Origin of the sequence: Mameliella sp. CS4 (assembly GCF_019392335.1) — a bacterium.
Lineage (GTDB): Bacteria > Pseudomonadota > Alphaproteobacteria > Rhodobacterales > Rhodobacteraceae > Antarctobacter.
The window spans coordinates 46,279-71,221 of record NZ_JAHXRQ010000006.1; the positions used below are offsets into that span (position 1 = coordinate 46,279).

The window sequence follows — 24,943 nt, forward strand, 5'->3', positions numbered from 1 at the left end:
ATCGCTAGCCGGGCAACAGTTCCAGCCCCCGCCGACCCAGCGCCTGCGCCAGCGGGGCCAGTTGATCGGCGTTGCTGCCCGCCGCCGTGCCCGCGCGGGCACGGTCGGCGATGCCCACAAAGATCACGCCGAACCGGAACAGCGAAAAGATGACGTGGAAATCCGTCAGCTTGCCGGAGGGCGACTGCCCCTCGTAGCGGGCCACGAACTCTTTCTTGGTGGGGATGTTCAGCGCCGCCAGATCCAGCCCCCGGATGCCGCCGTATTCCTGTGGCGTGGTGTGCCAGGTCATGCAGCAATAGCCCAGGTCGGCCAGCGGATGCCCCAAAGTCGACAGCTCCCAGTCGAGGATGGCGATCACGCGCGGCTCTGCCGGGTGGAACATCAGGTTGCCCAGCCGGAAATCGCCATGCGCGATCCGGCTCTGGCCGTCGTCCTCGGGCAGGTTGGCGTTCAGCCAGTCCGACAGGCGGTGCAACTCCGGGATGGGCTCGCCGGTGGAGCCGTGCAATTGTTTCGTCCAGCGCCCGACCTGCCGGGCAAAGTAGTTGCCCGGTTTGCCGTAATCGCCCAGCCCGATCGCCTCGGGATCGACCGAATGCAGCTTTGCCAGCGCATCCGCCATGCCCAGGTAGATCTGCCGCCGCTCGGCCGGCTCCACCTCCGGCAGGCTGCAATCCTCGAACACCCGGCCCTCCAGCCGTTCCATCAGGTAAAAGGGCGTGCCCAGCGCCGAAGCGTCATCGTGGAACAGCACCACCTGCGGCACCGGAACACCGGCAGGCCCCAGTGCCTGCATGACGCGGTACTCACGGTCGATGGCATGGGCGCCTTTCAGGATCTCGCCGTTGGGCTGCTTGCGCAGCACCATCCGGCGCCCGCCGTGAGTGACGAAATAGGTCGGGTTCGACTGCCCGCCCGAAATGCGCGTCAGGTCCGTGACCGGCGCCGCGCCCAGGTGGTCGTCCAGCACCGCCTGCAGGCGGGCGGGGTCGAAATCCGTTGCGCTCATTCCGCCTCCCCGGCGACGTCCCAGCGCCAGAAATCGCGGCCCGCGTCGCGCAACTCGCGGCTCAGGACCATGCGGTGCACCTCGTCCGCGCCATCGACCAGCCGCGCCTGCCGGGCATAGCGATAGATCCATTCCAGCACCGTGTCCTTGGAATAGCCGCGTGCGCCGTTGATCTGGATCGCCACGTCGGCGGCATCATGCAGCACGTTTGCCACCTGGATCTTGGCCATCGAGATTTCCTTGCGCGCAAAGCCGCCCCGGTCGATCTCTTGCGCGGCCTTCATCACCAGCAGGCGGCCCACCTCGATCCGCATGGCGATGTCTCCCAGCATCTGCGCCACGCTTTCGCGCTCGATCAGCCGCTGGCCGAACCCCTCACGCTGCTCGGCATAGTCCGTCGCGATCTCCATGCAGCGTTTGGCAAGCCCCAGCCAGCGCATGCAATGGGTCAGCCGCGCGGGGCCAAGCCGTGTCTGCGTGACCTTCATGCCGCGCCCCTCTTCCAGCAGCACGTTTTCCGCCGGGATCTCCAGCCCGTCAAAGACCAGTTCACAGTGCCCGCCATGTTCTTCCGGCCCCATGATCGGGATGCGGCGGTCGATCCGCCAGCCGGGATCGTCGCGATGGAACAGGAAGGCCGTGTGCCCGCGCCGGTCATCCTCGGATGTGCGCGCCACCAGGATGAAATGCGCCGCCTCCGCCGCGCCGGTGATGAACCACTTGCGCCCGGTGACGACATAACGGTCGCCACGTTTCTCGGCCCATGTCTGCATCATGCCGGGATCCGAGCCGCCGCCGGGATGCGGTTCCGTCATGGCAAAGGCCGACCGCACCGCGCCCGACATGATCGGCGTCAGCCAGCGGTCCCGCTGCGCCTCTGTTCCCAGCGCGCCCAGCACCATCATGTTGCCATCGTCCGGCGCCGCGGAATTGAACACCACCGGGCCAAAGATCGACCGGTTCATCTCTTCGTAGACAACGGCCATCCCGGCCTTGCCCAGCCCGCCGCCGCCCAGCGCGCGCGGCATCTGCAGGCACCACAGCCCCGCCTCGCGCGCCGCGGCGCGTTCCCGCGCCAGCACGTCCAGCGCGATGTTTTCGTGATCGTCGTAATTGGCGCGATCCGCCTCCAGCGGCAGCAACCTGTCCTCGACAAACCGCGCAACGCGGCGGCGCAGCTCCTCCAGCTCCGGCGAGATGCTGAAATTCATGGCAAGGCTCCTCCACAAGCGTATCCGGTCGGCCACCCAGATGGGGCAGGCGCCGTCACAGTCATGCAGGAGCACGGGCCAGAGGCAAGCGGCAGTCGCCCGACGTTGCGTCGCGCGGTGGCCCTCAGGCGCCTTCCCAGAAGCTGACCCCGGCGGTCTCGACCACAGGTGGCGCCGTCAGCTGTGCGGCGCGGCGATCCCATTCGCCGCGGATCCGCGGCGCGGCGGCCATCGCCTCGACCTTGGTTTCCCACAGCGCGACGACGGTCCAGCTGCCGTCGTCGTTGGGGACATGCGCGGTGCTTATCAGCCCCTCGATCTCATGCGGGCGGACGCTTTCGCGCATCTCGCGCTCGAACGCCGGCTGATCGGTTCCGGGCGTCAGGCGATAGGTGGTGCGGCGGATGAACATGGCCGGTCTCCAGAATGTCCTGGCAAGCAGCGGGCCGGGGCAAATCCGCCCCGGTCCCTTGCCCTCATTTCAGCGCGCCAACCTCGCGGTAGTAGCGCTCTGCCCCCGAGTGCAGCGGCATCCCGGCCATCGACTGCACCGCGAACTCGATGTTCAGCGCCTTGGCCCAGGGCGCATCCGATGTGATGCTGTCCACGTTGTCCCAAAAGGCCTTTGTCACCTGGTAAACCGTTTCCTCGTCCAGATCGGCGCGCACCCCGATGCCCACCGGCGTATCATTCGACATGACCGGCCCGTCGTTGACCTGGTTCCCATAGAGACCCGCCGGGATTTCAGCCCGGTAGCGGAAGTTGCCCAGGAACTTGTCAACCGCTTCGCCGGTGTGATCCTCGGGCCCGATGAACCGGATGCTCTCGGTCTCGGTGAACTGGATGAACTGCTGGCAGGGGTCGATACAGCCGTTCACATACATGTCGATCTTGCCATCGAGGAAGGATTGGAACCCGGTCGACCAGTTGGCGGTGATCGCCTCGTAGTCTTCGCCCGCGACCAGCCCGGTGGTGGCCTCGATCCAGCCTTTGGCGGCATTGTAGCCCCCGCCGCCCGCGGGGCCGAGGAAGACGGTCGCGCCCTCGATGTCGTCGAGATACTCGATGTCGCTGTCGCCGCGCACGGCAAAGTGGTACTGGCCGTAGGGGAACCACATCAGCAGGGCGAGGTTTTTCGAAACCTCGACCGCGTCGGGCTGGCTGGCATACATCGCCGTGCCTTTGGACATGAAGTTGTAGATTGTCGGCGAGGTCATGAACATGTCCAGGTTGCCGCGCGCGGTCTCGATCTGGTGAAGGGTGGCAGCGCCGCCCCCGGCCACCTCGATCTGGATGTCGGAAAGCGTGCCGTTCACCACGTTGGCAAATGTCGCCATGGTGATCGCCTGGCCCAGGCTGGGTTCGATCGTGGCCATTTTAAGCGTGTCCTGCGCAAGCCCGGCGGTGGCAGAGACGGTCAGGGCAGCAGCGGCTGCTAGTGTCAGGTGTCGCATCGGATTTCCTCCCTGTTCGGTGCGAATGTCGAAAGTCATGTAGCGGCCGCGCCGGGCCGACCGGCCAGGCGCGAACTGAAGAAGAGAAGCACAAGCCCCAGCGCCGCCGCCGGACCGGCCAGGGTCAATTGCGGCAGCAGGATCGCACCGCCCAGTGCAACGCGCAGCAGGCGTTCCAGAGGCGCGAGACGCGACCGGTCGTAGCCCGCCAGCGCGGAGGCGATCAGCCACATCGCCAAGGTGAAGGCGGCGATGATCCAGAAGAACTCGGCCCATGTGACCGTGGTGATGTCGATCATCGCGCGCGAGCTGACCGGGTCCTCGCCGAACCATTCGAACACCACCTGCAGTTTATACAGGACCGCGGGGTGATAGACGAAGACAAAGGGGATCAGGAAGCCGGCCAGGGCGATCTTGGCCGCCTCGAACCCGGTCTTGATCGGGTCGGCCCCGGCGATGGGCGCGGCGGCAAAGGCGGCCAGCGCGACCGGTGGCGTCACCGTCGACATCATGGCGAAGAAGACCACGAACAGGTGCAACGTCAGCGGCGCGATGCCAACCGTGTCGATGCCAGACGACAGCGCGATCACGATGATGAAATAGGTCGCCCCAGGCGGCAGCCCCATACCAAGCACGATGGCACCAAAGGCGACCACGATCAGGACCAGCGGCAGGGGGCCATTCGCGACCTCGGCCAGCAGTTGCGACAGCCGCCCGGAAAAGCCCGAGGTCTGGATCAGTCCGACGATCAGCCCGATGGCGGTCACGATCACCACGATCGACCCAGCCATGCGGCCCGCATCGACAAAGGCGTGCCAGATGCGGCTTGCGGACCGGAACTCGCGGAACAGCACGGCCGCAGAAACCACAGCGACCACCAGCCCGTAGAACCCGGCCTTGGGCACCGAGGGCTGCGCAAAAAGGAAGTAGGACAGCGTGCCCAGCGGCAGCACGAAGACAAGGCATTGCACCCATTCCTTGCCCGTCAGTTTCGGCCGGGCCGAGGCGGGCAGCGCGCCGACGCCCTGCTTGCGGGCCTCGAAGTAGACCGCAAGGAAGGTGCCCAGGTAATAGAAGGCCGCCGGCAGGATCGCGGCGACCACGATATAGCGGTACTCCAGCCCGATCTGCCCGGCGACGAAAAAGGCGACAACCCCCATGACCGGCGGCATGATCTGCCCGCCGGTCGAGGCGGCGGCCTCGACCGCGCCGGCGAAGGCGGGCTTGAACCCGGCCTTGCGGATCACCGGGATTGTCATCACGCCGGTGGACACCACGTTGGAAATCGCCGCACCGCTGAGTGTGCCGAACAGCGCCGACGAGGCGACAGAGGCATGGGCCGCGCCCCCGACAAGACCGCCGGTCAGCCGGTTGGCGATCTTCATCAGCAGGTCGCCCGCCCCCGAGGCCATAAGCACGGCGCCAAAGACGATAAAGATCAGCACGTTGCCTGTCACCACCTGGATCGGCTGGCCGAACATGCCCCCCGTCTGAGCCCAGAACTGCAGCACCATCTGGCGCAGATTCTGCGCCATCGTCGATTCCGACCCGGCCAGGATGCCGGTCCATTCGGGCAGCCAGCCCCTGACAAAGAAATAGATCACCCAGAACAGGCAGAAGGCGACGATGAAACCGCCGAACAGCCGCCATGTCAGGTAAAGCGTGATCGCCGTGGCCAGCGGGAACATGACATAGTCGATGGGCCGTGCCGCAGGCAGCGCGCCCGCGTCCGAGGCAAAGATTGCAATGATCCAGCTGGTGAAGGCGACGATCGCCAATAGCGTCAGCCCCCAGTTGAACATCCGCTGACCCGGCTTGCGGTGCAGCGTCAGCAGGGTGATGGTAAAGCTCATCACGATGGGCAGGCCGATGATCAGACCCGTCGGCAGCAGGACCGACTGTTCAAAGCTGCGATAGGCGGCCCCCAGCCAGTGTTCGCGCAGGAACACCCGCTGGTCGCGGCGGCTCATCTCGTCGAAGGCCGGAGTTGTCGTCTCGATGACCCAGCGCACGAATTCGCTGATCGGGCCGGACGCGGAATAGAGAACGATGACCAGTGCAAAGGCCACGGCGATCACGTCGGCCAGGTGCTTGTCGAACAGGGCGCCCCCTCTCGGCGGCGCGGACGTGTCAACTTCAGACGTCATGGCTCTCCTCCTTCGCCATAGGTGACTTTGCGTGGACCTGGCGGGCGGGGCCGCGGTATTTCTCTGTCAGCTCCGGCGGCACCTCGCTGCCATCGGCCAGAAAAGGCAGGATACCCCGCCGCATGGACCGGCCGCGCGCCGCGCGCACGTCGTCATCCGACATGGTGACGCGCTGCGCCATGCGGCGGCCCCATTGACCAAGGTAGTCGTACAGTCGGTCGACCTGCGCCTGGTGCGCGGGGTCATCGCCCAGGTCGGTGAACTCGTTCGGGTCACTTTCCAGGTCGAACAGCATGGGTCTGAAACCGCCCTCGAAGTGGATCAGTTTCCAGCGCCCGTCAAAGACCATCATCATACGCGCATCGCGGGGCTGGACACCCAGCGCCTCGGCCCGTGGCGTGACGGAATAGTCGTATTCGCTGATGACAAACGCGCGCCAGTCCCCGGGTGTCTCGCCGCGCAGCCAGGGCATCAGCGACCGGCCCTCGATGATGTGGTCCGGCACCGCACCGCCCGCCGCCTCGACGAATGTCGCGGCCAGGTCGATGCCCTCGACCAGCGCATCGCAGGTCGTGCCGCGGGTTGCGTCCGCCTCGGCGCGCGGATCGCAGATGATCATCGGGATCTTGACCGAGGCCTCGTGGAAGAAGTCCTTTTCCCCCAACCAGTGATCGCCCAGGTAATCGCCGTGGTCCGAGGTCAGGACGATCATCGTGTCGTCCAACTGGCCCGTCGCCTCCAGGTGGTCCAGCAGGCGGCCCAGCTGGTCGTCGCATTGCTTGATCAACCCCATGTAGGCCGGGATCACCTTTTCGCGCACCTCGTCGCGCTGGAACGCCTGCGCCACGCGGGCGTCGTGATAGGCGCCCAGCACCGGGTGCGGATCGTCCAGCTCGACCGGGTGGCGCAGCGGCGGCTGCACCTGGTTGTGGCCATACATGTCGTGATAGGGCGCGGGCACGATGTAGGGCCAGTGCGGCTTGATAAAGCTCACATGCGCACACCACGGGCCCTTTGCCTGGTCGACAAAGCGGATCGTCTCGGAGGTCAGCCAGGGCGTCTCGCTGTCCTCTTCGCGGATATTGGCGGGCTTGTCGGCGTTCATGAACATCCAGCCGCTGGCGATCTGACCATCGTCGACCCCCGCATTCGCGTAATCCGCCCAGGGGTTGTCGCCGTCGTAGCCCCGCGCCTTCAGGTATTCGTTGTAGGGAGAGCGTTTCTGGTCATAGTCCCCGTCCGGTCCCGTTCCCCAAAGCCCGTCATCCCGCGCCCAGGCGTCGAAGCCGCAATCCGCCTGCCGCGCGCCGATCAGGCTGTCGGGCGCAAGGCCCAGCCGCTCCATGCCCTTGGCATCCGCCTTCATGTGGGTCTTGCCCAAAAGCCAGCAGTCCATGCCCAGCGCCCGCAGGTGATCGCCCAGCGTCACCTCGCCCACGCGCAGGGGAAACCCGTTCCACTGCGCCCCGTGGGACGAGACATAGCGCCCGGTATAAAAGCTCATCCGCGAGGCGCCGCAGATCGGCGATTGCACGTAGGCATTGGTGAACCGCACGCCACGCGCCGCGACGCGGTCAAAGTTGGGCGTATGCAGATACGGATGCCCGGCGCAGCTCAGATAATCAAAGCGCAGCTGGTCATACATGATGAACAGGATATTCATCGTGCCCTCTCCTCCCTTGCCGGGGACAAAGGCACACCCCGGACAAAGGTTTTCTACCGGGGCCGGACCGTGCCAGGGAGAGCCTGAATGTTGATGGCTATAACTTTTCGGCATCCCCGGGGCCGAAGAGATTGGCCGACACCTGCTGAACGCAATCGCTGAAATACTGCTGCGCCGGTGTCGGGGGGCGTTCGGACGAGGTGATGATCGCGATCCGCGCCGAGATCAGCGGCGGGTCAAGATCCAGCGCCCTAATGCGCCAGCGCGCGGCCGTCTGTTCCAGGACGCGGCCCGGGTAGGTACACAGGTAATCGCTATCCTCGATCAACGACAGCACGCTGAAAATCGAATCCGAGGTTATCTTGGGGTCCGGCGGCTCCAGCCCCAGCTTGGTGAAATGGCGCCGAAGGTAGGGCAACCGGGCGCGCGTCCCGATCATCAGCCAGTCCCCCTTGGCCAGTTCCGACAGCCGTGTTTCCCCCAGCCAGCGCGAATTGTGCCCGGTGATCACCGCGATCGGCGTCTCGACCAGGAAGGTCGTGCTCAGCCCCGCCACGTCCGCCGCCTGCGGTTCGGGGCCGATCACCAGGTCGACCTCACCGTCGCGCACGGGGCCGAAGGCGATCGGTTCGTGCCCGCCGCTGATCTGGACGTGCACGTTGGGAAAGCGCCGCTTGAACCGTTTCAACGTCCCGCTGATCAACCGCGCCGCCGCCAGCGGCGAGACGGTCACGTTCAGCCGCCCGGTGCCCAGCCCCCGCCGCTGGTCCACCTCTTCCTGCATCTTGCGCAGTTCCGACTGGATCACCCGCGCCCGGCGCAGGATCGGCTTGCCGTCCTCGGTCACGACCACCCCGCTGGGTGCCCGCTTGAAGATCGCGGCGCCCAGTTCCGCCTCGGCCTGGCGCAGCGCCTTGGTCACCGCGGGCTGGGTCTTGCCCAGCAACTTGGACGCGGCGCGGATGCTGCCCGCGCGCTCGACCGCCAGCAGCATCTCGATATGCTGGATCTTGATCATGCGGGCCTCCTCCCAAAGCACCCAAAACCTATTCCCAAAACTTATACCCTGAAATTTTCGATCACTAGTCCGCAGTACCATTTCCCGCTAGCCGCCTCGCAGGACGGACAGGAGGGGCCGGCATGAAAGCGGCGACGGGACGGGCCATCACGACGGCATTCACCGCGTTGCGCCCCGACTGGACAGCGCGGATCACCCCCGCGACCCTGCGCGCCGATGCCTTTGCCGGGCTGACGGGGGCGACACTGGCACTGCCGCAGGGGGTGGCCTTTGCGGCCATCGCCGGGCTGCCGCCGGAATACGGCTTTTACACCGCCATCGTCACGCCGGTCGTGGCCGCGCTCACCGGGTCCAGCTGGCACGCGGTCTCGGGGCCGACCACCGCCATCTCGGCGCTGGTCTTCGGCGCGCTGGCGGGCAGCCTGGCACCCGGATCGCCAGAGTTCATCTCGGCTGCCATCACACTGGCGTTGATCGTCGGCGTGATCCAGCTGGCCCTGGGGCTGGCCCGCATGGGCGTCTTGGTCGATTTCGTTTCGCATTCGGTGATGACCGGCTTTGTCACCGGGGCCGCGATCCTGATCGCCCTCAGCCAGATCGACAAGGCCCTGGGCATCGAGTTACCCCGCCCCGAGGCGCTGGGCGAATTCGCCCTTGCCCTGGCCGAACACCTGCCGGACACCGACTGGCGCGCGCTGCTGGTGGCGGTCACGGCCCTTGGCATCGGGCTGGGGGTGCGGAAACTGAACCCGGCGCTGCCCAACTACCTGATCGCGCTCTTTGCCGCCACGCTGCTGGGTGTCCTGCTGGGCGGAGAGCGCGCGGGCCTTGCCACCATCGGCACGGTCGAGGGCGTCACCCCCGAGTTCGCCCTGCCCGACCTGTCCCTGCAGACCATCCGCGACCACGGGTCCGCGGCCTTTGCCATCGCGCTTGTCGGCCTGCTCGAGGCGATGTCGGTCGCGCGGGCCATCGCGCTGAAATCCGGCCAGACCATCGACGGCAACCGCGAATTCGTGGCGCAGGGCCTGTCCAACGTCGCGGGCAGCCTGTTTCGCTGTTACCCCGGCTCCGCCTCTTTCACCCGGTCGGGGGTGAACTATGACAGCGGCGCGCAGACGCCGCTGTCGTCGATCTTCGCGGCCCTGTTCCTGTTCCTGATCCTGCTGCTGGTGGCGCCCTGGTTCGCCTATGTGCCCATCCCCGCGATGGCGGGCGTGATCCTGCTGGTCGCCATCCGGCTGGTGAACCTGGCCGAGATCCGCCACATCCTGAGCACCTCGCCCGAAGAAACCGCCATCGCCGCCGTCACCTTCGGCGCGGCGCTGCTCATCGACCTCGAATTCGCGATCTACGCCGGGGTTCTGCTGTCGCTGGCGCTGTTCCTGAAAAAGACCTCCCGGCCCTTTGTCGGAATCGGCGCCCCCGATCCCGACACCCCCACCCGCATGTTCAAGAACGCCGCCGAAAGCAACCTGGCGGAATGCCCGCAACTGCTGATCTCCCGGCTCGACGGGCCGCTCTACTTCGGCTCGGTCGAACATGTCCGCCGCGCCTTTCGCCGGTTCGAGATCGACCGCCCGGGGCAAAAGCACATGATCTTCATCGTCAAGGGCGTCGGAGAGATCGACATGCCCGGCGCCGACCTGCTGATCGAGGAGGCCGCCCGCCGCCACCGCTACGGCGGCTCGTTCCACCTGCAGACAAAGACCCCGCGCACGATCTCGAAACTGGCGCGCTTCAAGGTGATGAAGGCACTGACCCGCGAACGCATCCACCTGTCCAAGCGCGACGCCATCGCCGAGGTCTTTCCGCTGCTCGACCGCCAGGTCTGCGCCAACTGCCCGGTCCGGATCTTTGCGGAATGCCCGCGCGCGGGGGAGGTCGCGGAATAGCCGGGCGATGGGCTTTTCCATGCCGGCACGATCTTGACCCCCCGCGCATGATCGCATACCAAGGCCCCCGCCGAGCGGGCGTTGTGTAATGGTAAGACCCTTGCCTTCCAAGCAAGAGATACGGGTTCGATTCCCGTCGCCCGCTCCAATCCTTCCCCTTTCGCACCCCGCCCCGCGTCAAGACGGCGCTTGACGCGCGCGCCTCGCATGGCAAAACGCCCCCTGCGCGACACGGAAGGAGACCTCATGGCGGCCAAGACCAAGCCGGGCACCGGCGAGCAGGAGCGCGAGAAGTCTCGCAAGCTGGGGTCTCTTCGTGCGCTATGGCCCTTCATGCGGCCCTACCGGGTGCTGATGATGGCCGCGCTGGCGGCGCTGGCCGCCACCGCGACGATCTCTCTGATCCTGCCTCTGGCCGTGCGCCGCGTGGTGGACAATTTCAACACAGAGGACGGCGCCCTGCTGGACAAGTATTTCGGCGCGGCGCTGGGGATCGCGGCGCTGCTGGCCGTTGGCACGGCGCTGCGCTACGCGCTGGTCACGCGGCTGGGCGAACGTGTGGTCGCCGACATCCGCAAGGCGGTCTTCGACAAGGTCATCGGCCTTTCACCCGCCTTTTACGAAAAGATCATGACCGGCGAGGTGCTCAGCCGGATCACCACCGACACCACGCTGATCCTCTCTGTCATCGGCTCGTCGATCTCCATCGCCCTGCGCAACACGCTGCTGTTCCTTGGCGGTCTGGTCTTGATGCTGTTCACCTCGGCCAAGCTGACCGGCCTTGTCCTGCTGATCGTGCCGGTGATCGTGGTGCCGATCCTCGTGCTGGGCCGCCGCGTGCGCAAACTCAGCCGCGAAAACCAGGACTGGATCGCCGCCTCCTCCGGCAATGCCTCGGAATCGCTGAGCGCGGTGCAGACGGTGCAGGCCTACACCCACGAGGCCCAGTCGCGCGGCGCTTTCGCCGACGTGACCGAGAAAAGCTTTGACGCCGCGCGCAAACGCATCACCACCCGCGCGGCCATGACGATGATCGTGATCTTCCTCGTCTTCACCGGCATCGTCGGCGTGCTCTGGATAGGCGCCTGGGACGTGCGCGCCGGGGGCATGAGCGCGGGCACGCTGATACAGTTCGTGATCTACTCGGTTATGGTGGCCGGGGCCGTGGGCGCCTTGTCAGAGGTCTTTGGCGAGTTGCAGCGCGCCGCCGGTGCCACCGAACGGCTGGTCGACCTGCTGCAGGCAGAGGACACGGTCAGCGATCCGGTCACGCCCCTGCCCGCGCCCGATCCCGCGCGCGGAGAGATCACCTTTGACAACGTCAGTTTCTCCTATCCCGCGCGCCCCGGTGTCTCGGCGCTGGACGCGGTGGACCTGACCATCGCGCCGGGCGAAACCGTGGCGCTGGTCGGCCCCTCGGGCGCCGGCAAGACGACGATCATCCAGTTGCTGCAACGGTTCTACGACCCGGCAGAGGGCCGCATCCTGCTGGACGGCGTGGCCCTGACCGACATGGCCCGGCACGATTTCCGCCGCCAGTTGGCGCTGGTGCCGCAGGACCCGGTGATCTTTGCCGCCTCGGCCCGTGACAACATCCGCTTTGGCCGCCCCGGGGCCAGCAACGTCGAGGTCGAGGCCGCCGCCCGCGCCGCTGCGGCGCATGACTTTCTCGCCGCCCTGCCGGACGGCTATGACACCTGGCTGGGCGAACGCGGCGTGATGCTCTCCGGCGGCCAGAAACAGCGCGTCGCCATCGCCCGCGCCATCCTGCGCGACGCGCCGGTGCTGCTGCTGGACGAGGCGACCAGCGCGCTGGATGCGGAAAGCGAACGCGCCGTGCAGCAGGCCGTCGACCTGCTGGCCGAGGGGCGCACGACAATCATCGTCGCGCACCGCCTGGCCACGGTGAAAAAGGCCGACCGCATCGTCGTCATGGACGAGGGCCGCGTGGTCGCCACCGGCACCCATGATGCGCTGGTCTCCGAGGGCGGGCTTTACGCACGCCTCGCGCGGCTGCAGTTCACCGACGGCGTGGCGGCGGAATAACCTGTAGGGCGGGGTTTACCCCGCCGCTTGCTCCGCCACCCAGTCACGAAACACCCGCACCTTGGGCAACTCCCACTTGTCCGCCATGCCCAGCAGGCAGATTCCCCCCAGTGGCGAGCCGCTGACCATTTCGGGAAAGGGCAGCACCAGCGTCCCGGCCTCCAGCTCATCGCGGCACAGCACCATGTCCGCCATGACCACGCCCGCCCCCATGACCGCTGCCCGCGTGGCCAGATCCAGGTTCGCAAAATCATGTCCCTGCGCCGGATCGACCCCGGCGACGGGAAAGGTTGCCAGCCAATCGGTCCAGTCCCCGTGCCGTGGTGTCTCGTGCAACAGGTCCGCCTGCGCCAGATCCTCGGGCCGCGCCAGCGGGTGACTGGCCAGGTAGGCGGGTGAGCAGGCCGGGGACATGCGCACATCGAACAGTCCCTGGACCGCGATGTTCGGCGCCCGGGTCGGCTGGTTCTCGATCGAGAACCCAAGGTCGTACTCCAGCCCGTCAAACTTCGTGTCGCAGTGGAAATCCGTGGTCAGCCGCACCCGGATCTCCGGATGACGGTCACGGAACCCGTCCAGACGCGGCAACAGCCAGCGGATCGAGGTGGCAGGCGGGCAGATGATATGCAGGTCCAAGGCGTCCGAGGCGATCCGATCCGCCTCGCGCGCGATGCGGGCAAAGCTCTCTGTCAGGACCGGCATCAGCCGCCGCCCCGCCTCGGTGAGGCTGACGCCCTGCGCGTGGCGCCGGAACAGCGGCACCCCCAGATGCTCCTCCAGCAGTTTGACGTGACGGCTGACGGCGCCCCGCGTCACATGCAGTTCCTCCGCCGCACCGATAAACCCCTCATGTCGGGCGGCAGCCTCGAATGCGCGAAGCGCGTTGAGCGGGGGCAGTTTCGGCATCGGCGCCACCTTGGATCAGATTACCTGATCCATGATAGGAGAAAGCCTGGTTTGCGTGCAAGCGCGCCGGGCGCCAGACTCCGGGCAAGCACACCTTGCAATTGGAATGGCTACACATGCAGCCCGCGACCCGCCTCCACCCGCTTCCCCGGACCACGAACGGCACAAACTGGATCAGGAAAGCTGCACAGCACCTTACACAGTGGCGCCAAGACCGACAGATGCGCCGCGACTTTGCCCGTATCGCGCAAACCGCCCCGCACCTTCTGGCCGACGCGGGCTTTGCGCCCGAGAGAGCGGCCAACATCTGGCACAGGGACGGCCTGCGCGTCACGATCCGCCAAGCACCGGACCAGCCCCCGCAGGTCATTATCACCTACACACCGTCCCGGTAACGAAACAGGGCCGCCCCCTGATGGGGACGGCCCTGAAACCACGCCGAACGGCGTCACTTATTTCATGGTGATGCGCCCATCGGTATAGGGCTGGTAAGGCCCTTCCTTGGCCAGGTACTCGGCGGTCACATCGGCCAGGTCGGGGCCAAAGTCATAGGCATTCTGCGCGTCCTTGAACATCGCGTAACCGTCGCCGCCGTTACGCACGTAGTTGTTCGACACCGCGCCATAGATCTTGTCCATCTCGACCGGCGCACCGCCGACCATGACATCGGACACCCGGCTGCCCGGCTCTGCCGAGGGATCGACGGTGAAGGTCATGCCCGCCACCTGCGGGAAGCGGCCCGCGCCCTCCTCGATCTGGCTGACACCGTTTTCCAGCGCCTCGACCAGGGTCGCGCCGGTGATCTGGAAGGTCGACAGCGTGTTCTGGAACGGCAGCACGGTCAGCACCTCGCCCATCGTCACCTCACCCGCGTCGATCGAGGCGCGCAAGCCGCCGCTGTTGGCGATAGCCACGTCGATGCCCTGATCCTTGACCCGGTCCAGCATGGCATCCGCCACCAGGTTGCCCATCGAGCATTCCATCGCCCGGCAGACGTCGCGGTTGCCTTCGATGGCCTCGGCCGCCTCGGCCACCACCTTGTTGCGGACCTCTTCCAGCGGCTCGGCCGCTTCGGCGATACGCGCCTTGACGGCGTCATCCTCGGTCACACCCGCGTCGATCAACAGCGGCCCACCCGAGGCAGAGATCACCTCGCCCGCGTCGTCGAAGGTCACGTTCAGCTCACCCAGGTACTTGCCATAGGCATAGGCCTGCACGATCTGAACGCCGTTCACCACGGTCGGATAGGCGCCCGCCGCGCCGTCCATGTCGCCCAGCAGGGTGTTGGAATGGCCGCCGACGATCACGTCGACGCCACTGGTGTTCGCCGCCACGGTCTGGTCGACGCCGTAGCCCGAGTGCGACAGGACGATGATCTTGTTCACGCCCATCTCGGTCAGCTTGTCCACCTCGCCCTGCACCGCGTCCGAAGGATCGGTAAAGATGATGTTGTCGCCCGGGCTGGCCAGCTCATCCGTGTCCTGCGGCGTCAGCCCGATCAGGCCCAGCTTTTCGCCGCCGCGTTCGATCACCGTGGATTTCAGCAGCGACTCCGCCAGCAGCGGCTCGCCCGAAACATCGGCGTTGGACATCAGCACCGGGAACTCCACCGCATCCATGAAGCCGCGCAGCACCTCGGGGCCATCGTCGAATTCGTGGTTGCCCACTGTCATCGCGTCGTAGCCCATGAGATTCATCATCTCGGCGGCCAGCTTGCCCTTGTAATAGGTATAGAACAGCGTGCCCTGGAACTGGTCACCGCCATCCACCAGGATGTGGTTGTTTGTCCGCGCCTTGGCCTCGTTGATCGCGGTGATCAGGCGGGCCGAGCCGCCAAAGCATTTGCCCTCGGCGTTGTCCTCTGCCGAACAGCCCGAATCGTACTTGCTGATCGGCTCGAACCGGGCATGGAAATCATTGGTATGCAGGATAGTCAGGGAATAGTCGGCGGCGGCGCTGCCTGCCATCAGGGCAAGCGCGGCGGCACCACTCATCAGTGTACGCGTCATGGGGAAACCTCTCCGTCAGGTTTTTTTGTTGAATGCCCAAAGCCTGCCCCGGCGCGGGGCCGGAGTCAAAGCCTGACGTATGGGTAGCCCGCACCTGGTGACAGGCCCATGACGCCCGGTCGGGGATTGCCGCGCAGCCAATCCGCGACTGGCCGCTTGACCCTTGCCGGGGCGCGCGGCATCACTGCGCCCATGCTGATATACAAGATCCTCCGCGCCGACGAATGGGCGGCGCTTCGGGCACAGGGCGAAACCGCCGGTGCGCCCATCGACGTGGCCGACGGCTATGTGCATTTCTCCACGGCAGAGCAGGCGCGCGGCACCGCGGCCAAGCATTTCGCGGGTGAGGAAGGCCTGGTCCTGCTGGCGCTCGAGGCCGACAGCCTCGGTGAGGCTCTGAAATGGGAGGTTTCGCGCGGGGATGCGCTTTTCCCCCATCTCTACGCGCCCCTGCGCCTGTCCGACGTGCTCTGGCACAAACCGCTGCCGCTGGGCCCCGATGGTCACCTCTTTCCCGAGGAGATGGTCTGATGACCCCGCTGGAACGGCTTGGCCTGGCCGCCATGCACCGGCTGGACCCGGAAACCGCCCACGGTCTCGCGCTCAAGGCGCTGCAGGCCGGGGTGGCCCATTCTCCGGGCGTCATAACTTCGGACCGGCTGCGCTGTACGCTGGCCGGTCTCACCCTGCCCAATCCCGTCGGGCTGGCCGCCGGGTTCGACAAGAACGCCACCGCGCTGCAGGGCCTGTCCCGCGCCGGGTTCGGCTTTGTCGAGGTGGGCGCCGCGACGCCCCGCCCCCAGCCCGGCAACCCGCGCCCGCGCCTCTTCCGCCTGACCGAAGACCGCGCCGCGATCAACCGGTTCGGCTTCAACAATGACGGGATGGAGGCGATCGGCGCGCGGCTGAAGGCCCGCCCCCGCGATCTTGTGCTGGGCCTCAACCTGGGCGCCAACAAGGACAGCGAGGACCGCGCCGGCGATTTCGCCCGCGTGCTGAGCCACTGCGGCGCCGACGTGGATTTCGCCACCGTCAACGTCAGCTCCCCAAACACCGAGAAACTGCGCGACCTGCAGGGCAAGGCGGCGCTCTCCGCGCTTCTGGCGGGCGTCATGCAGGCGCGCGACGATCTCGCCCGCCCGGTGCCGGTCTTCCTCAAGATCGCGCCGGATCTGGATGACGCCGAACTGGCGGACGTGGCCGAAGTCGCACTTGCCTCTGGCGTTGCCGGGATCGTCGCCACGAACACCACCCTGTCGCGGGCAGGCCTGCGGTCGTCCCATGCGTCGGAGGCGGGCGGCCTCTCGGGCCAGCCGCTGTTCGATCGCTCGACCCGTGTGCTGGCCCGCCTCTCGCACCTGACAGAGGGAGCGCTGCCCCTGGTTGGGGTCGGTGGCGTCGGCTCTGCCGAACAGGCCTACGAAAAGATCCGCGCCGGGGCGAGCGTCGTGCAACTCTATACCGCGCTGGTCTACGGCGGTCTCAGCCTGGTGCAGGAGATCGCCGAGGGGCTGGACGGTCTGCTGGAACGCGATGGGTTCGCCTCGGTGGCCGAGGCCGTGGGGACCGGGCGCGCCGCCTGGCTGTAAGGGCCGCGGTTAACGCGACCTTACCCCGTTGTACAAAATGCTGGAAACACCGTACTAAACGTACGTTTTGTACAAACAGACGGGCTAGAGGCGCGGCGCCGCTTCGGCCCCTTTCGCGGCCTCGACAAAGGAACGAACTTTCTCCGCATCCTTGATCCCCGGGGCGCTTTCGACCCCCGATGAGACATCCACCTGCGCCGTGCCGGTCATCGCCACGGCGAGGCCCACGTTCTCGGGTGTCAGCCCGCCCGCCAACATCCAGGGCCGCGACCAGCGCCGCCCCGCGATCAACCGCCAATCAAAGGCCAGCCCGTTTCCGCCCGGCAGATGCGCCCCCTTGGGAGGCTTGGCATCCACCAGAATTTGATCGGCAACTCTCTGATAAACTTCAAGCTTTTCCAGATCTTCGGCCTCGCCCACACCGACCGCCTTCATCACCGGCAGGCCCCAGCGCGCACGCACCTCCGCCACCCGTTCCGGCGTCTCGGCCCCGTGCAATTGCACCATGTCCAAGGGAACCAGCCGCATGATCTCGTCCAGCATCTCGTCCGTCGGGTTCACCATGAGGCCCACCTTGGCCAGCCCCACCGGCGCTTCCAATGCCAGCTCCCGTGCCGCCTCGGGCGTGACATTGCGCGGGCTCTTGGCAAAGAACACCAGCCCGGCATAGCTCGCCCCCGCCCCGGCGACCATCTCCATGTCCCCGGGCCGCGTCAGGCCACAGATCTTTACCCGGACGTCCGCCATCCAAGCCCCTGTTTCTTCTCTGTAAAAATACTCCCGGGGGTGAATTGGCCGTCAGGCCAAGAGGGGGCGGCGCCCCCTTCCCCCGCGCGCAACTATGCGGTCAGCTGGCCTGGTCGAGGATCGCCAGGACCTCGTCCTTGTCCTTGTCGCGCTCGGCCTGGGTCTTCTTCAGCTGACGTTCCAGCTTGCGCACCTCGGTCTTCTTGGCCGAGGCCTCGGCGCGGTACTTGTACTCGCGCAGCCATTCGAACACCTCGCCCAGCACCCAGCCGAACACCAGGAACCCCAGCGCCACCGCGAACAACGGCACCTCGATCGAGAACGACAACCATCCCAATTGCGGGATACGCGCCAGCCCCTCGGGCAGGGTGTTCAGCGTCACCCATTGCAGGTTTGCCACGCAGATGATGGTCAGGAAGATGAGCAGGGCAGCGTAGATGGCGTAGCGGATGTAGCGCATGGATTACTTTCCGTTCAGGCGGTCGCGCAGGAGTTTGCCGGTCTTGAAGAAAGGAACGTGCTTTTCCTCGACCTGGACCGACTCTCCCGTTCGGGGGTTCCGCCCGACGCGCGCGTCCCGCTTCTTGACCGAGAAAGCCCCGAAGCCCCGCAGCTCGACCCGGTCGCCCCGGGACATGGCATTGGTGATCTCGTCGAAGATCGTGTTCACGATCCTCTCCACATCACGCTGATACAGATGCGGGTTCTCGTCTGCAATCTTCTGGATTAATTCGGATCGGATCATACCCCACGTCCCCCGGTGGAATCGGCCTTAGCCTTGTTATTTCAGCCAAACTATACGCGCGGCAGGATCAAACGGGAACCGTGCATTTTCGGGGAAAACCCATGTTTTTCCGCGCTTTGCGCTGAATTCCGCCCGTTTCAGCGGTGAATTGCGCAGCCCGCGGCGACAGACGGCGCCATATTGACCATCTGCACTCCACGCGATTCGGGGCGCCCGTGCCCTACTGGCAGACAGCGGCAAATTTCGTCCGCCCCTTGGAATCTCTATTTCCAGGCTGGAAATAGACCAGTCGCATCCCGCTTTCGGCACAGACCTGCGCGGCCCGGGTGCGGACCTCGTCGGGCTGCCACTTGTCGCCAAAGGCACCGCGCAGCTGGTTCTGATCCTTGACCGTAACGGCGCGCATTGTCAGGTCGGTTCCGCCGCCCGTGGGTGCCTCCTGGATGAAACGCGTGTCCTCGTCCGGGATCACGATCTGATCCTGGGCCAGAACCGGCCCGCACAGGGCCGCCAGCACACAGAGGGCCAGGGCCCGCCCCGTCATCCCGCGCATCTCATGTCCTCCCGCACCGACTCGCTGCCCGAACAAAGCAAACCCGCGTCCGGAAGGCGAGCCTTTCCTGCATCCCCGTCAAAAGACCTCGACCGTTTCGCCCGTTCGGGCGCCAAGACTGGCGCGCGCGGCGGTGCCCTTGATGCGATTCATGACGAAAGGTCCGGACGCGAAAAAGCCCGGCCCGCGGATTGTCCAATTCCCCTCGATCCGATTACCATCCGGTGAGACATGGCCGGTGTAATGCACCGGCTCTTCGCCGTGCCTGGGGCGTCCGATGTAGGCCTTTCGGAAATGTACCTCTCGGGCGCTGCGGCTGCCGCTGATCTCGGCTTCCAGTTCTGCCCCCGCTTCCGGAGCAAATGTATTGGGTTCCAACGTCGTCCCCCAGAGCACTCCGCCCACGTCAAAGAGCGTCGCGGCAAAGGGGACGGACCCATCCCCGTCCAGGCCGTAGTCGTAGACGCCGGTCCAGTCGCCGCTCAGATCCAGTCCGCTTGCCCGCATGGCTCTCCCCTGTGTCCCGGTCCGAGCCTAACGTCCGGCCCGGGCCGCGCAAGCCGCAACGAAAAAGGCCCCCGCATTTGCGGAGGCCCTGATCTTTTTCAGCCCAAGGGCCGTGCGACGATTACTCGTCGCGTTTGAGCGCGGCGCCCAGGATGTCGCCCAGCGATGCACCGGAGTCGGAGGAGCCGAACTGTTCCACGGCTTCCTTCTCTTCGGCGATCTCGCGTGCCTTGATCGACAGGCCCAGACGGCGGGTCTTGCTGTCGATGTTGGTCACGCGGACGTCGACCTTGTCACCGACAGAGAAACGCTCGGGGCGCTGCTCGGCACGGTCACGCGACAGGTCGGACCGGCGGATGAAGGACTTCATGCCTTCGTATTCCACCTCGATGCCGCCATCCTCGATGGCCGTCACTTCGACGGTCACGATCGAACCACGCTTCACGCCGCCAACCGCATCGGCGAACTTGTCGCCGCCCAGCGCCTTGATCGAGAGCGAGATACGCTCTTTCTCGACGTCCACTTCGGAGACGACGGCCTGAACCACGTCACCCTTGCGGTATTCCTGGATGGCTTCTTCGCCGCGCTGATCCCAGCTGAGGTCCGACAGGTGAACCATGCCGTCGATCTCGCCTTCGAGGCCGATGAACAGACCGAATTCGGTGATGTTCTTGACCTCGCCCTCGACCTGCGTGCCCTCGGGGTGGGTCTCGGAGAAGACTTCCCACGGGTTGCGCATGGTCTGCTTGAGACCCAGCGAAACGCGGCGCTTGGCGCTGTCGATTTCCAGAACCATGACGTCGACCTCTTGCGAGGTGGAGACGATCTTGCCCGGGTGGACGTTCTTCTTGGTCCAGGACATTTCGCTGACGTGCACCAGGCCTTCGACACCCGGCTCCAGCTCGACGAAGGCGCCGTAGTCGGTGATGTTGGTCACGCGGCCCTTGTGGACCGAGGCCAGCGGGTACTTGACGCCCACCAGATCCCACGGATCTTCCTGCAGCTGCTTCATGCCCAGGCTGATACGGTGGGTTTCCTTGTTGATCTTGATGACCTGGACCTTGACGGTCTCGCCGATCGACAGGATCTCGGAGGGGTGGTTCACACGGCGCCATGCCATGTCGGTGACGTGCAGCAGGCCGTCCACACCGCCCAGGTCGACGAATGCGCCGTACTCGGTGATGTTCTTGACCACGCCGTCAACCGCGTCACCCTCTTGCAGCTTGCCGATGACCTCGGCGCGCTGTTCGGCACGGCTCTCTTCGAGGATCGCGCGGCGCGAGACAACGATGTTGCCACGGCGACGGTCCATCTTGAGGATCTGGAACGGCTGCTTGAGGCCCATCAGCGGGCCGGCATCGCGCACGGGGCGCACATCGACCTGAGAGCCGGGCAGGAACGCCACGGCGCCGCCGAGGTCGACGGTAAAGCCACCCTTGACGCGGCCGAAGATGGCACCTTCGACGCGGGCGTCGTCTGCGTAAGCTTTTTCCAGACGGTCCCAGGCTTCTTCCCGGCGGGCCATCTCGCGCGAGATGACGGCTTCGCCACGGGCGTTTTCTGCGGCACGCAGGTAAACTTCGACCTCGTCGCCAACGTTGACGTCGGGCTGTTCACCGGGTTCCGCGAATTCCTTGAGCTCGACGCGGCCTTCCATCTTGTAGCCGACGTCGATAATGGCTTGTCCCGCTTCGATCGCGATGACCTTGCCTTTGACGACAGTACCCTCGTCGGGCGTGTCCATTTCGAGGCTTTCATTAAGGAGGGCCTCGAATTCCTCCATCGATGCGCTGGGCATATGTGTGTTTGGTCCTTTACAACGGTTTTTTCTGGCCGAGCGGTTGTCTCCGCCGGTCTTGGATTGGTCTCTGAGCGTGCCGCAAAACAAAGAGGGCCGGAGGCGTTCCGACCCTGCTCGATCACTTTGCCGCGGCGTTTAATGCCTTGTCGACGTTCGCGCGTATAGAGCAAGGCGGGCGCGGGATCAAGTGCCAGGTGGACCCGACGGGTGCCCGCCGCAGACACCAGCCGGAATTTCAGTTAAGCTATCATTGGCAAAACGCAAACCCGCAGCGGCGCGATCCGCCCGCAGGCTAACCGAAGTCGCCTGGCTCATTGCGGCATCCCGGACGCGGCTTGCTGCAGCCGCTGCCCAGACTCGTGCACAAGCCAACGTCGAAACGCGCTTCCGAAGGTCGTTCCAGAAGGAGAAAGTTCCATGGCCGCCATCAACCAGACCAGCACCAACGCACCTGTCAGCATCATCACCGGAGACGAGTTGTTCATCAATTCCGGTGTAGACGTGATCACGACATCCACGGTGAGCGCTGCGGTAACCGCAACCGGCAACGCGGGCGCCGACATCTTCAATTTCGGAACGATCTTCGCCATCGACCAGACCGCAATCGACTGGGACGTGCCCGAGGGCAACATATACAATGCCGGGCTGATCGGCAGCGGTGACGCCAGCAATTTCGCCATCCGGCTGATCGAAGACTATGTCGACGGCCTTTTGACCATCACCAACACCGAAACCGGCGTGATCGCGGGCCAGATCGAAATCAACGAAAGCGGGGCCGCCAGCAGCAGCCCGGAAACCGGCGAGGTGCGGTTGATCAACAATGGCGAGATCAACGTCCCCGGCTCGATCTTCCCGACCTCGACACATTACGGCGTGGAAATCGACGGGGCGTTCACCATCGTCGCCATCAACACCGGTACGATCACCGCCGACGAGGGCATCTATGCCCGAACGCAAGGCGCCGACGACAACGTGCCGATCATCCGCAACAGCGGCATCATCAACGCACGGATCTTTGACGGGATCGATTATCAGAACGTCAGTACAACGACGACCGGGCTGATCGAGAACAGCGGCACGGTGACCTCGATCGCCGACAACGCCATCGAGACATCGGGCCTCGTCACCGTGCGCAACACGGCCACGGGGCTGATCCAGGGTGACGTGGACATGGCCGGCACGTTCAACGGCATCAACCGTCTGTGGAACGCGGGCGTGATCCTCGGCCAGGTCCAGACCGGGACCGGCGAAAACCACGTCACCAACACGGGCACGATCGAAGGGGACCTCCTGCTGGAAGACCAGGCAGATTTCTACAACGGCCTGAACGGTGGCACTGTCACGGGCCTTCTGGATGCCGGATTCGGTGACGACACGCTGATGGTGGAGCAGGATGACCTTCAGATCGACGGCGGGCCCGGGACCGATGTGGTTCATGCCCGCTCCGACGTGCTGGACGTGGTAGACGTCGAAACGATCCGTCTGCTCGGCGCGGGCAACTTCTCGGTCCTCGCCTCGGACGGTGCCGAACTGATCCAGGGCAACCTCGGCGCCAACCTGCTTCAGGGTGAAGGCGGCGACGACACGATCTCGGGCGGCGGGGGAGACGACGAGATCCAGGGCGGTGCCGGGCTGGACGAGATAACCGGCGACACCGGCAATGACCTCATCAACGCGGGCGCCGACAACGACACTGTCTCGGGCGGGCCGGGATCGGACACGATCCTCGGTGCGGCCGGAGAGGATGACCTGAACGGCGGCGCGGCCAACGACGTGATCGACGGCGGCGACAACGACGACACGCTCAGCGGCTTTTCCGGCGACGATACGCTGCAGGGCGGCGGCGGGTCGGACCTGCTTGTGGGGCAGGACGGCAACGACAGCCTCGACGGCGGCATCGCGGCCGACATTCTGGACGGCGGGCTGGGCAATGACATCCTGAATGGTGGCGATGGCTCGGACGTGCTGCGCGGGCGCGCGGGCAACGACAGTCTCGATGGCGGACAGGGCCTCGACTTCCTGACCGGCGGCCCGGGCGCAGACAGTTTCATCTTTGGCGAGGCCGCGGAGCTGTCCACAGGCGCCAACCGCGACCAGATCATCGATTTCGAACAGGACGTGGACGTCATCGACCTGGCCAGCCTGATCGACGGACCGCTGAGTTTCGTCGGCACCGGGCCGTTCACCGCTGCGAACCAGGTCCGCCTGATCGAGACGGGCAGCGGCTCGACCATCGTGCAGATCAACCTCGACGCCGACCTGGGAACGGTCGAGGGCGAGATCCGCGTGGCCAACGTGATCGGCCTGACGGCGGACGATTTCGCGCTCTGAGCGCCGTGATGGGGCCGGGCTATGCCCCCGGCCCTCGCTCCTGCCGCGACAGCGGGACCTTTCAATCCGGGCCGCAGACCCCATGTTAATCCCAGAAACATTGTCTGCAATCGCCTTGGGACCCCGGAATGAACTACGTCCTCGCCCTTTTCCTGCCGCCGCTCTCGATCCTGCTGACCGGGCGGCCCTTTCTGTCGGTCATCGTCTTCCTGATCTGGGTCCCCGCCATCATCTTCTCGGGCGGGTTGACCCATCCGATGTTCATCCTGCTGGCCTGGATCCTGATCTATCAATCCGGCGAGGAACGCCGCACGCGCCGGATCGAACGCAGCCACCATTCCGACTGAGGCGCGGGCTCAACCCGTGCTTCCCCATTCCAGCCAGCGACGATCCTCTGGCGACAAGGCACCATCCATTACCGCACCATAGGCCGCCAGGTCCGCCTCGGTCAGCCGCCCTTCCCACTTGTTCGAGCTGGCACTGTCAAAGAACCCTGCATCGCTGTTCCAGAACCCCTGTCCCGCCGAGGGTGTAAAGCGGTCCGCGTTGGCCTTCATGTTGTCGAAGGTCGCCGCTTCGACACAGGCCGCCGTCAGATCGGCTGGGTGGTCGATCCCGACGTGATCCGCGATCTGTGCCACCGCCCCCGACAGATCGCGCAGCATGTCGGCGTAATGCAGGCGGATCAGGTTCTCGCGCGGCTCTCGCGCGCGCGTACATTGAAAGTGATCGAGGATCGCCGGCAGGCTGGTGTGATCCTCGCCGCTCAGGAAGTCACGAAAACTCTCGGACGGGTCCTCGGGCAGGGGCGGCAGGCCAACGTGCGAGCCCATGTTGCGCCGGTGCTTGCGCATCGAAAAATGCACGTCGATCGGGTGCCGGTAGACGGTGACGTACCGCAGTTCGGACCAGACCGGGATGCAGTCAAAGGGCGAATGCGTCTTGACCTGCCGCCTGTGGTCCTGGGACTCCAGCCGCGCCATGACCTCGTCCAGGTCGCGAAGACTGATGTCGATCCAGGGCGATTTCATCGAGGTCTGCGCATCCACCTCCGGATCGCCCGCGATCAGCATGGCAAGGATACCCTGCGTCCAGGTTGTGCCGGATTTCGGCGGGGTCGAAACGACGATGTCACCCGCGCGCGGAGTGAAACCCGACCAGCGCGACGAGTCGGTCAGAGGATCGGTGAAAACACGGCTGGGCAATTCCGGAGCGGTCAACATATGCGCGGATCCCTTGTCTGGCGCCCGGCCAAGCCCGAACAGGTCGACACTACGTCAGGATCCGCGCATCGCGCAGCAGTTTTTCA

23 protein-coding genes and 1 tRNA gene are annotated in these 24,943 nt (G+C 65.6%); 8 read left to right on the forward strand and 16 right to left on the reverse strand.

Features of this window, described 5'->3' with window-relative positions; genetic code table 11:
• Positions 1–4 precede the first annotated feature (4 nt).
• The 7 genes from KZZ07_RS09560 to KZZ07_RS09590 all read right to left on the reverse strand — a co-directional run bounded on the left by KZZ07_RS09560 (position 5) and on the right by KZZ07_RS09590 (position 8,505).
• Positions 5–1,012, reverse strand: coding sequence for a phosphotransferase family protein (locus tag KZZ07_RS09560; protein ID WP_219513782.1), 1,008 nt, complete (start codon positions 1,010–1,012; stop codon positions 5–7).
• Positions 1,009–2,223, reverse strand: coding sequence for an acyl-CoA dehydrogenase family protein (locus KZZ07_RS09565; RefSeq protein ID WP_219513783.1), 1,215 nt, complete (start codon positions 2,221–2,223; stop codon positions 1,009–1,011). The genes KZZ07_RS09560 and KZZ07_RS09565 overlap by 4 nt, the downstream gene beginning before the upstream one ends.
• A gap of 124 nt (positions 2,224–2,347) precedes the next feature.
• Positions 2,348–2,635: a hypothetical protein gene (locus KZZ07_RS09570; protein ID WP_219513784.1), complete on the reverse strand. Its 288-nt coding sequence runs from the start codon at positions 2,633–2,635 to the stop codon at positions 2,348–2,350.
• A 64-nt stretch (positions 2,636–2,699) separates the two neighbouring features.
• Positions 2,700–3,677, reverse strand: coding sequence for a TAXI family TRAP transporter solute-binding subunit (locus KZZ07_RS09575; protein ID WP_219513785.1), 978 nt, complete (start codon positions 3,675–3,677; stop codon positions 2,700–2,702).
• A 35-nt stretch (positions 3,678–3,712) separates the two neighbouring features.
• A complete protein-coding gene (locus KZZ07_RS09580) occupies positions 3,713–5,824 on the reverse strand; it encodes a TRAP transporter permease (RefSeq protein ID WP_219513787.1) in 2,112 nt (703 codons plus the stop codon).
• Positions 5,814–7,487, reverse strand: a complete 1,674-nt coding sequence (locus KZZ07_RS09585; protein WP_219513789.1) for a sulfatase-like hydrolase/transferase — start codon at positions 7,485–7,487, stop codon at positions 5,814–5,816. Before KZZ07_RS09585 ends, KZZ07_RS09580 begins: the two co-directional genes overlap by 11 nt.
• Before the next feature lie 97 nt (positions 7,488–7,584).
• Positions 7,585–8,505: a LysR family transcriptional regulator gene (locus tag KZZ07_RS09590; RefSeq protein WP_219513791.1), complete on the reverse strand. Its 921-nt coding sequence runs from the start codon at positions 8,503–8,505 to the stop codon at positions 7,585–7,587.
• A 122-nt stretch (positions 8,506–8,627) separates the two neighbouring features.
• Between KZZ07_RS09590 and KZZ07_RS09595 the strand changes: the two genes are divergently transcribed.
• The 3 genes from KZZ07_RS09595 to KZZ07_RS09605 all read left to right on the forward strand — a co-directional run bounded on the left by KZZ07_RS09595 (position 8,628) and on the right by KZZ07_RS09605 (position 12,446).
• Entirely contained in the window at positions 8,628–10,400 is a 1,773-nt protein-coding gene (locus tag KZZ07_RS09595) for a SulP family inorganic anion transporter (RefSeq protein WP_219513792.1), read from the forward strand.
• A gap of 74 nt (positions 10,401–10,474) precedes the next feature.
• Positions 10,475–10,548, forward strand: a tRNA-Gly gene (locus KZZ07_RS09600).
• A 98-nt stretch (positions 10,549–10,646) separates the two neighbouring features.
• Entirely contained in the window at positions 10,647–12,446 is a 1,800-nt protein-coding gene (locus KZZ07_RS09605) for an ABC transporter transmembrane domain-containing protein (RefSeq protein ID WP_219513793.1), read from the forward strand.
• 15 nt (positions 12,447–12,461) lie between these two features.
• Here KZZ07_RS09605 and KZZ07_RS09610 read toward each other — a convergent pair whose 3' ends face one another.
• Positions 12,462–13,352, reverse strand: a complete 891-nt coding sequence (locus KZZ07_RS09610) for a LysR substrate-binding domain-containing protein (RefSeq protein ID WP_219513794.1) — start codon at positions 13,350–13,352, stop codon at positions 12,462–12,464.
• A 221-nt stretch (positions 13,353–13,573) separates the two neighbouring features.
• Here KZZ07_RS09610 and KZZ07_RS09615 point away from each other — a divergent pair, with 221 nt between their 5' ends.
• Positions 13,574–13,747, forward strand: a complete 174-nt coding sequence (locus KZZ07_RS09615) for a hypothetical protein (protein WP_219513795.1) — start codon at positions 13,574–13,576, stop codon at positions 13,745–13,747.
• 57 nt (positions 13,748–13,804) lie between these two features.
• Here the strand turns inward: KZZ07_RS09615 and KZZ07_RS09620 are convergent, their stop codons facing one another.
• Entirely contained in the window at positions 13,805–15,361 is a 1,557-nt protein-coding gene (locus KZZ07_RS09620; RefSeq protein ID WP_219513796.1) for a bifunctional metallophosphatase/5'-nucleotidase, read from the reverse strand.
• Positions 15,362–15,553: 192 nt separating this feature from the next.
• Between KZZ07_RS09620 and KZZ07_RS09625 the strand changes: the two genes are divergently transcribed.
• Both KZZ07_RS09625 and KZZ07_RS09630 read left to right on the forward strand, forming a co-directional pair.
• Positions 15,554–15,892: a DUF952 domain-containing protein gene (locus KZZ07_RS09625; protein ID WP_219513798.1), complete on the forward strand. Its 339-nt coding sequence runs from the start codon at positions 15,554–15,556 to the stop codon at positions 15,890–15,892.
• Positions 15,892–16,950, forward strand: coding sequence for a quinone-dependent dihydroorotate dehydrogenase (locus tag KZZ07_RS09630; RefSeq protein ID WP_219513800.1), 1,059 nt, complete (start codon positions 15,892–15,894; stop codon positions 16,948–16,950). Before KZZ07_RS09625 ends, KZZ07_RS09630 begins: the two co-directional genes overlap by 1 nt.
• 84 nt (positions 16,951–17,034) lie before the next feature.
• Here KZZ07_RS09630 and KZZ07_RS09635 read toward each other — a convergent pair whose 3' ends face one another.
• The 6 genes from KZZ07_RS09635 to rpsA form a co-directional block, all read right to left on the reverse strand.
• Positions 17,035–17,697: a phosphoribosylanthranilate isomerase gene (locus KZZ07_RS09635; RefSeq protein WP_219513801.1), complete on the reverse strand. Its 663-nt coding sequence runs from the start codon at positions 17,695–17,697 to the stop codon at positions 17,035–17,037.
• Between the two features lie 100 nt (positions 17,698–17,797).
• Positions 17,798–18,157 carry a LapA family protein gene (locus KZZ07_RS09640; RefSeq protein ID WP_219513802.1) on the reverse strand — a complete coding sequence of 120 codons (360 nt, stop codon included), beginning with the start codon at positions 18,155–18,157 and terminating at the stop codon, positions 17,798–17,800.
• 3 nt (positions 18,158–18,160) lie between these two features.
• Positions 18,161–18,442 (reverse strand): integration host factor subunit beta, encoded by a 282-nt coding sequence (ihfB, locus tag KZZ07_RS09645; protein WP_043141735.1) that lies wholly within the window; start codon positions 18,440–18,442, stop codon positions 18,161–18,163.
• Positions 18,443–18,662: 220 nt separating this feature from the next.
• Positions 18,663–18,995, reverse strand: coding sequence for a hypothetical protein (locus KZZ07_RS09650; protein WP_219513803.1), 333 nt, complete (start codon positions 18,993–18,995; stop codon positions 18,663–18,665).
• Positions 18,996–19,073: 78 nt separating this feature from the next.
• Positions 19,074–19,502: a hypothetical protein gene (locus KZZ07_RS09655; protein WP_219513804.1), complete on the reverse strand. Its 429-nt coding sequence runs from the start codon at positions 19,500–19,502 to the stop codon at positions 19,074–19,076.
• Positions 19,503–19,623: 121 nt separating this feature from the next.
• Positions 19,624–21,300 carry a 30S ribosomal protein S1 gene (gene rpsA / locus KZZ07_RS09660; RefSeq protein ID WP_219513805.1) on the reverse strand — a complete coding sequence of 559 codons (1,677 nt, stop codon included), beginning with the start codon at positions 21,298–21,300 and terminating at the stop codon, positions 19,624–19,626.
• A gap of 420 nt (positions 21,301–21,720) precedes the next feature.
• Between rpsA and KZZ07_RS09665 the strand changes: the two genes are divergently transcribed.
• Both KZZ07_RS09665 and KZZ07_RS09670 read left to right on the forward strand, forming a co-directional pair.
• Complete coding sequence (locus KZZ07_RS09665) at positions 21,721–23,634, forward strand: calcium-binding protein (RefSeq protein ID WP_219513806.1); 1,914 nt, start codon at positions 21,721–21,723, stop codon at positions 23,632–23,634.
• A gap of 128 nt (positions 23,635–23,762) precedes the next feature.
• Entirely contained in the window at positions 23,763–23,981 is a 219-nt protein-coding gene (locus KZZ07_RS09670) for a hypothetical protein (RefSeq protein WP_219513807.1), read from the forward strand.
• A gap of 9 nt (positions 23,982–23,990) precedes the next feature.
• Here the strand turns inward: KZZ07_RS09670 and KZZ07_RS09675 are convergent, their stop codons facing one another.
• Entirely contained in the window at positions 23,991–24,857 is an 867-nt protein-coding gene (locus KZZ07_RS09675) for a sulfotransferase domain-containing protein (protein WP_219513809.1), read from the reverse strand.
• Positions 24,858–24,943 lie beyond the last annotated feature (86 nt).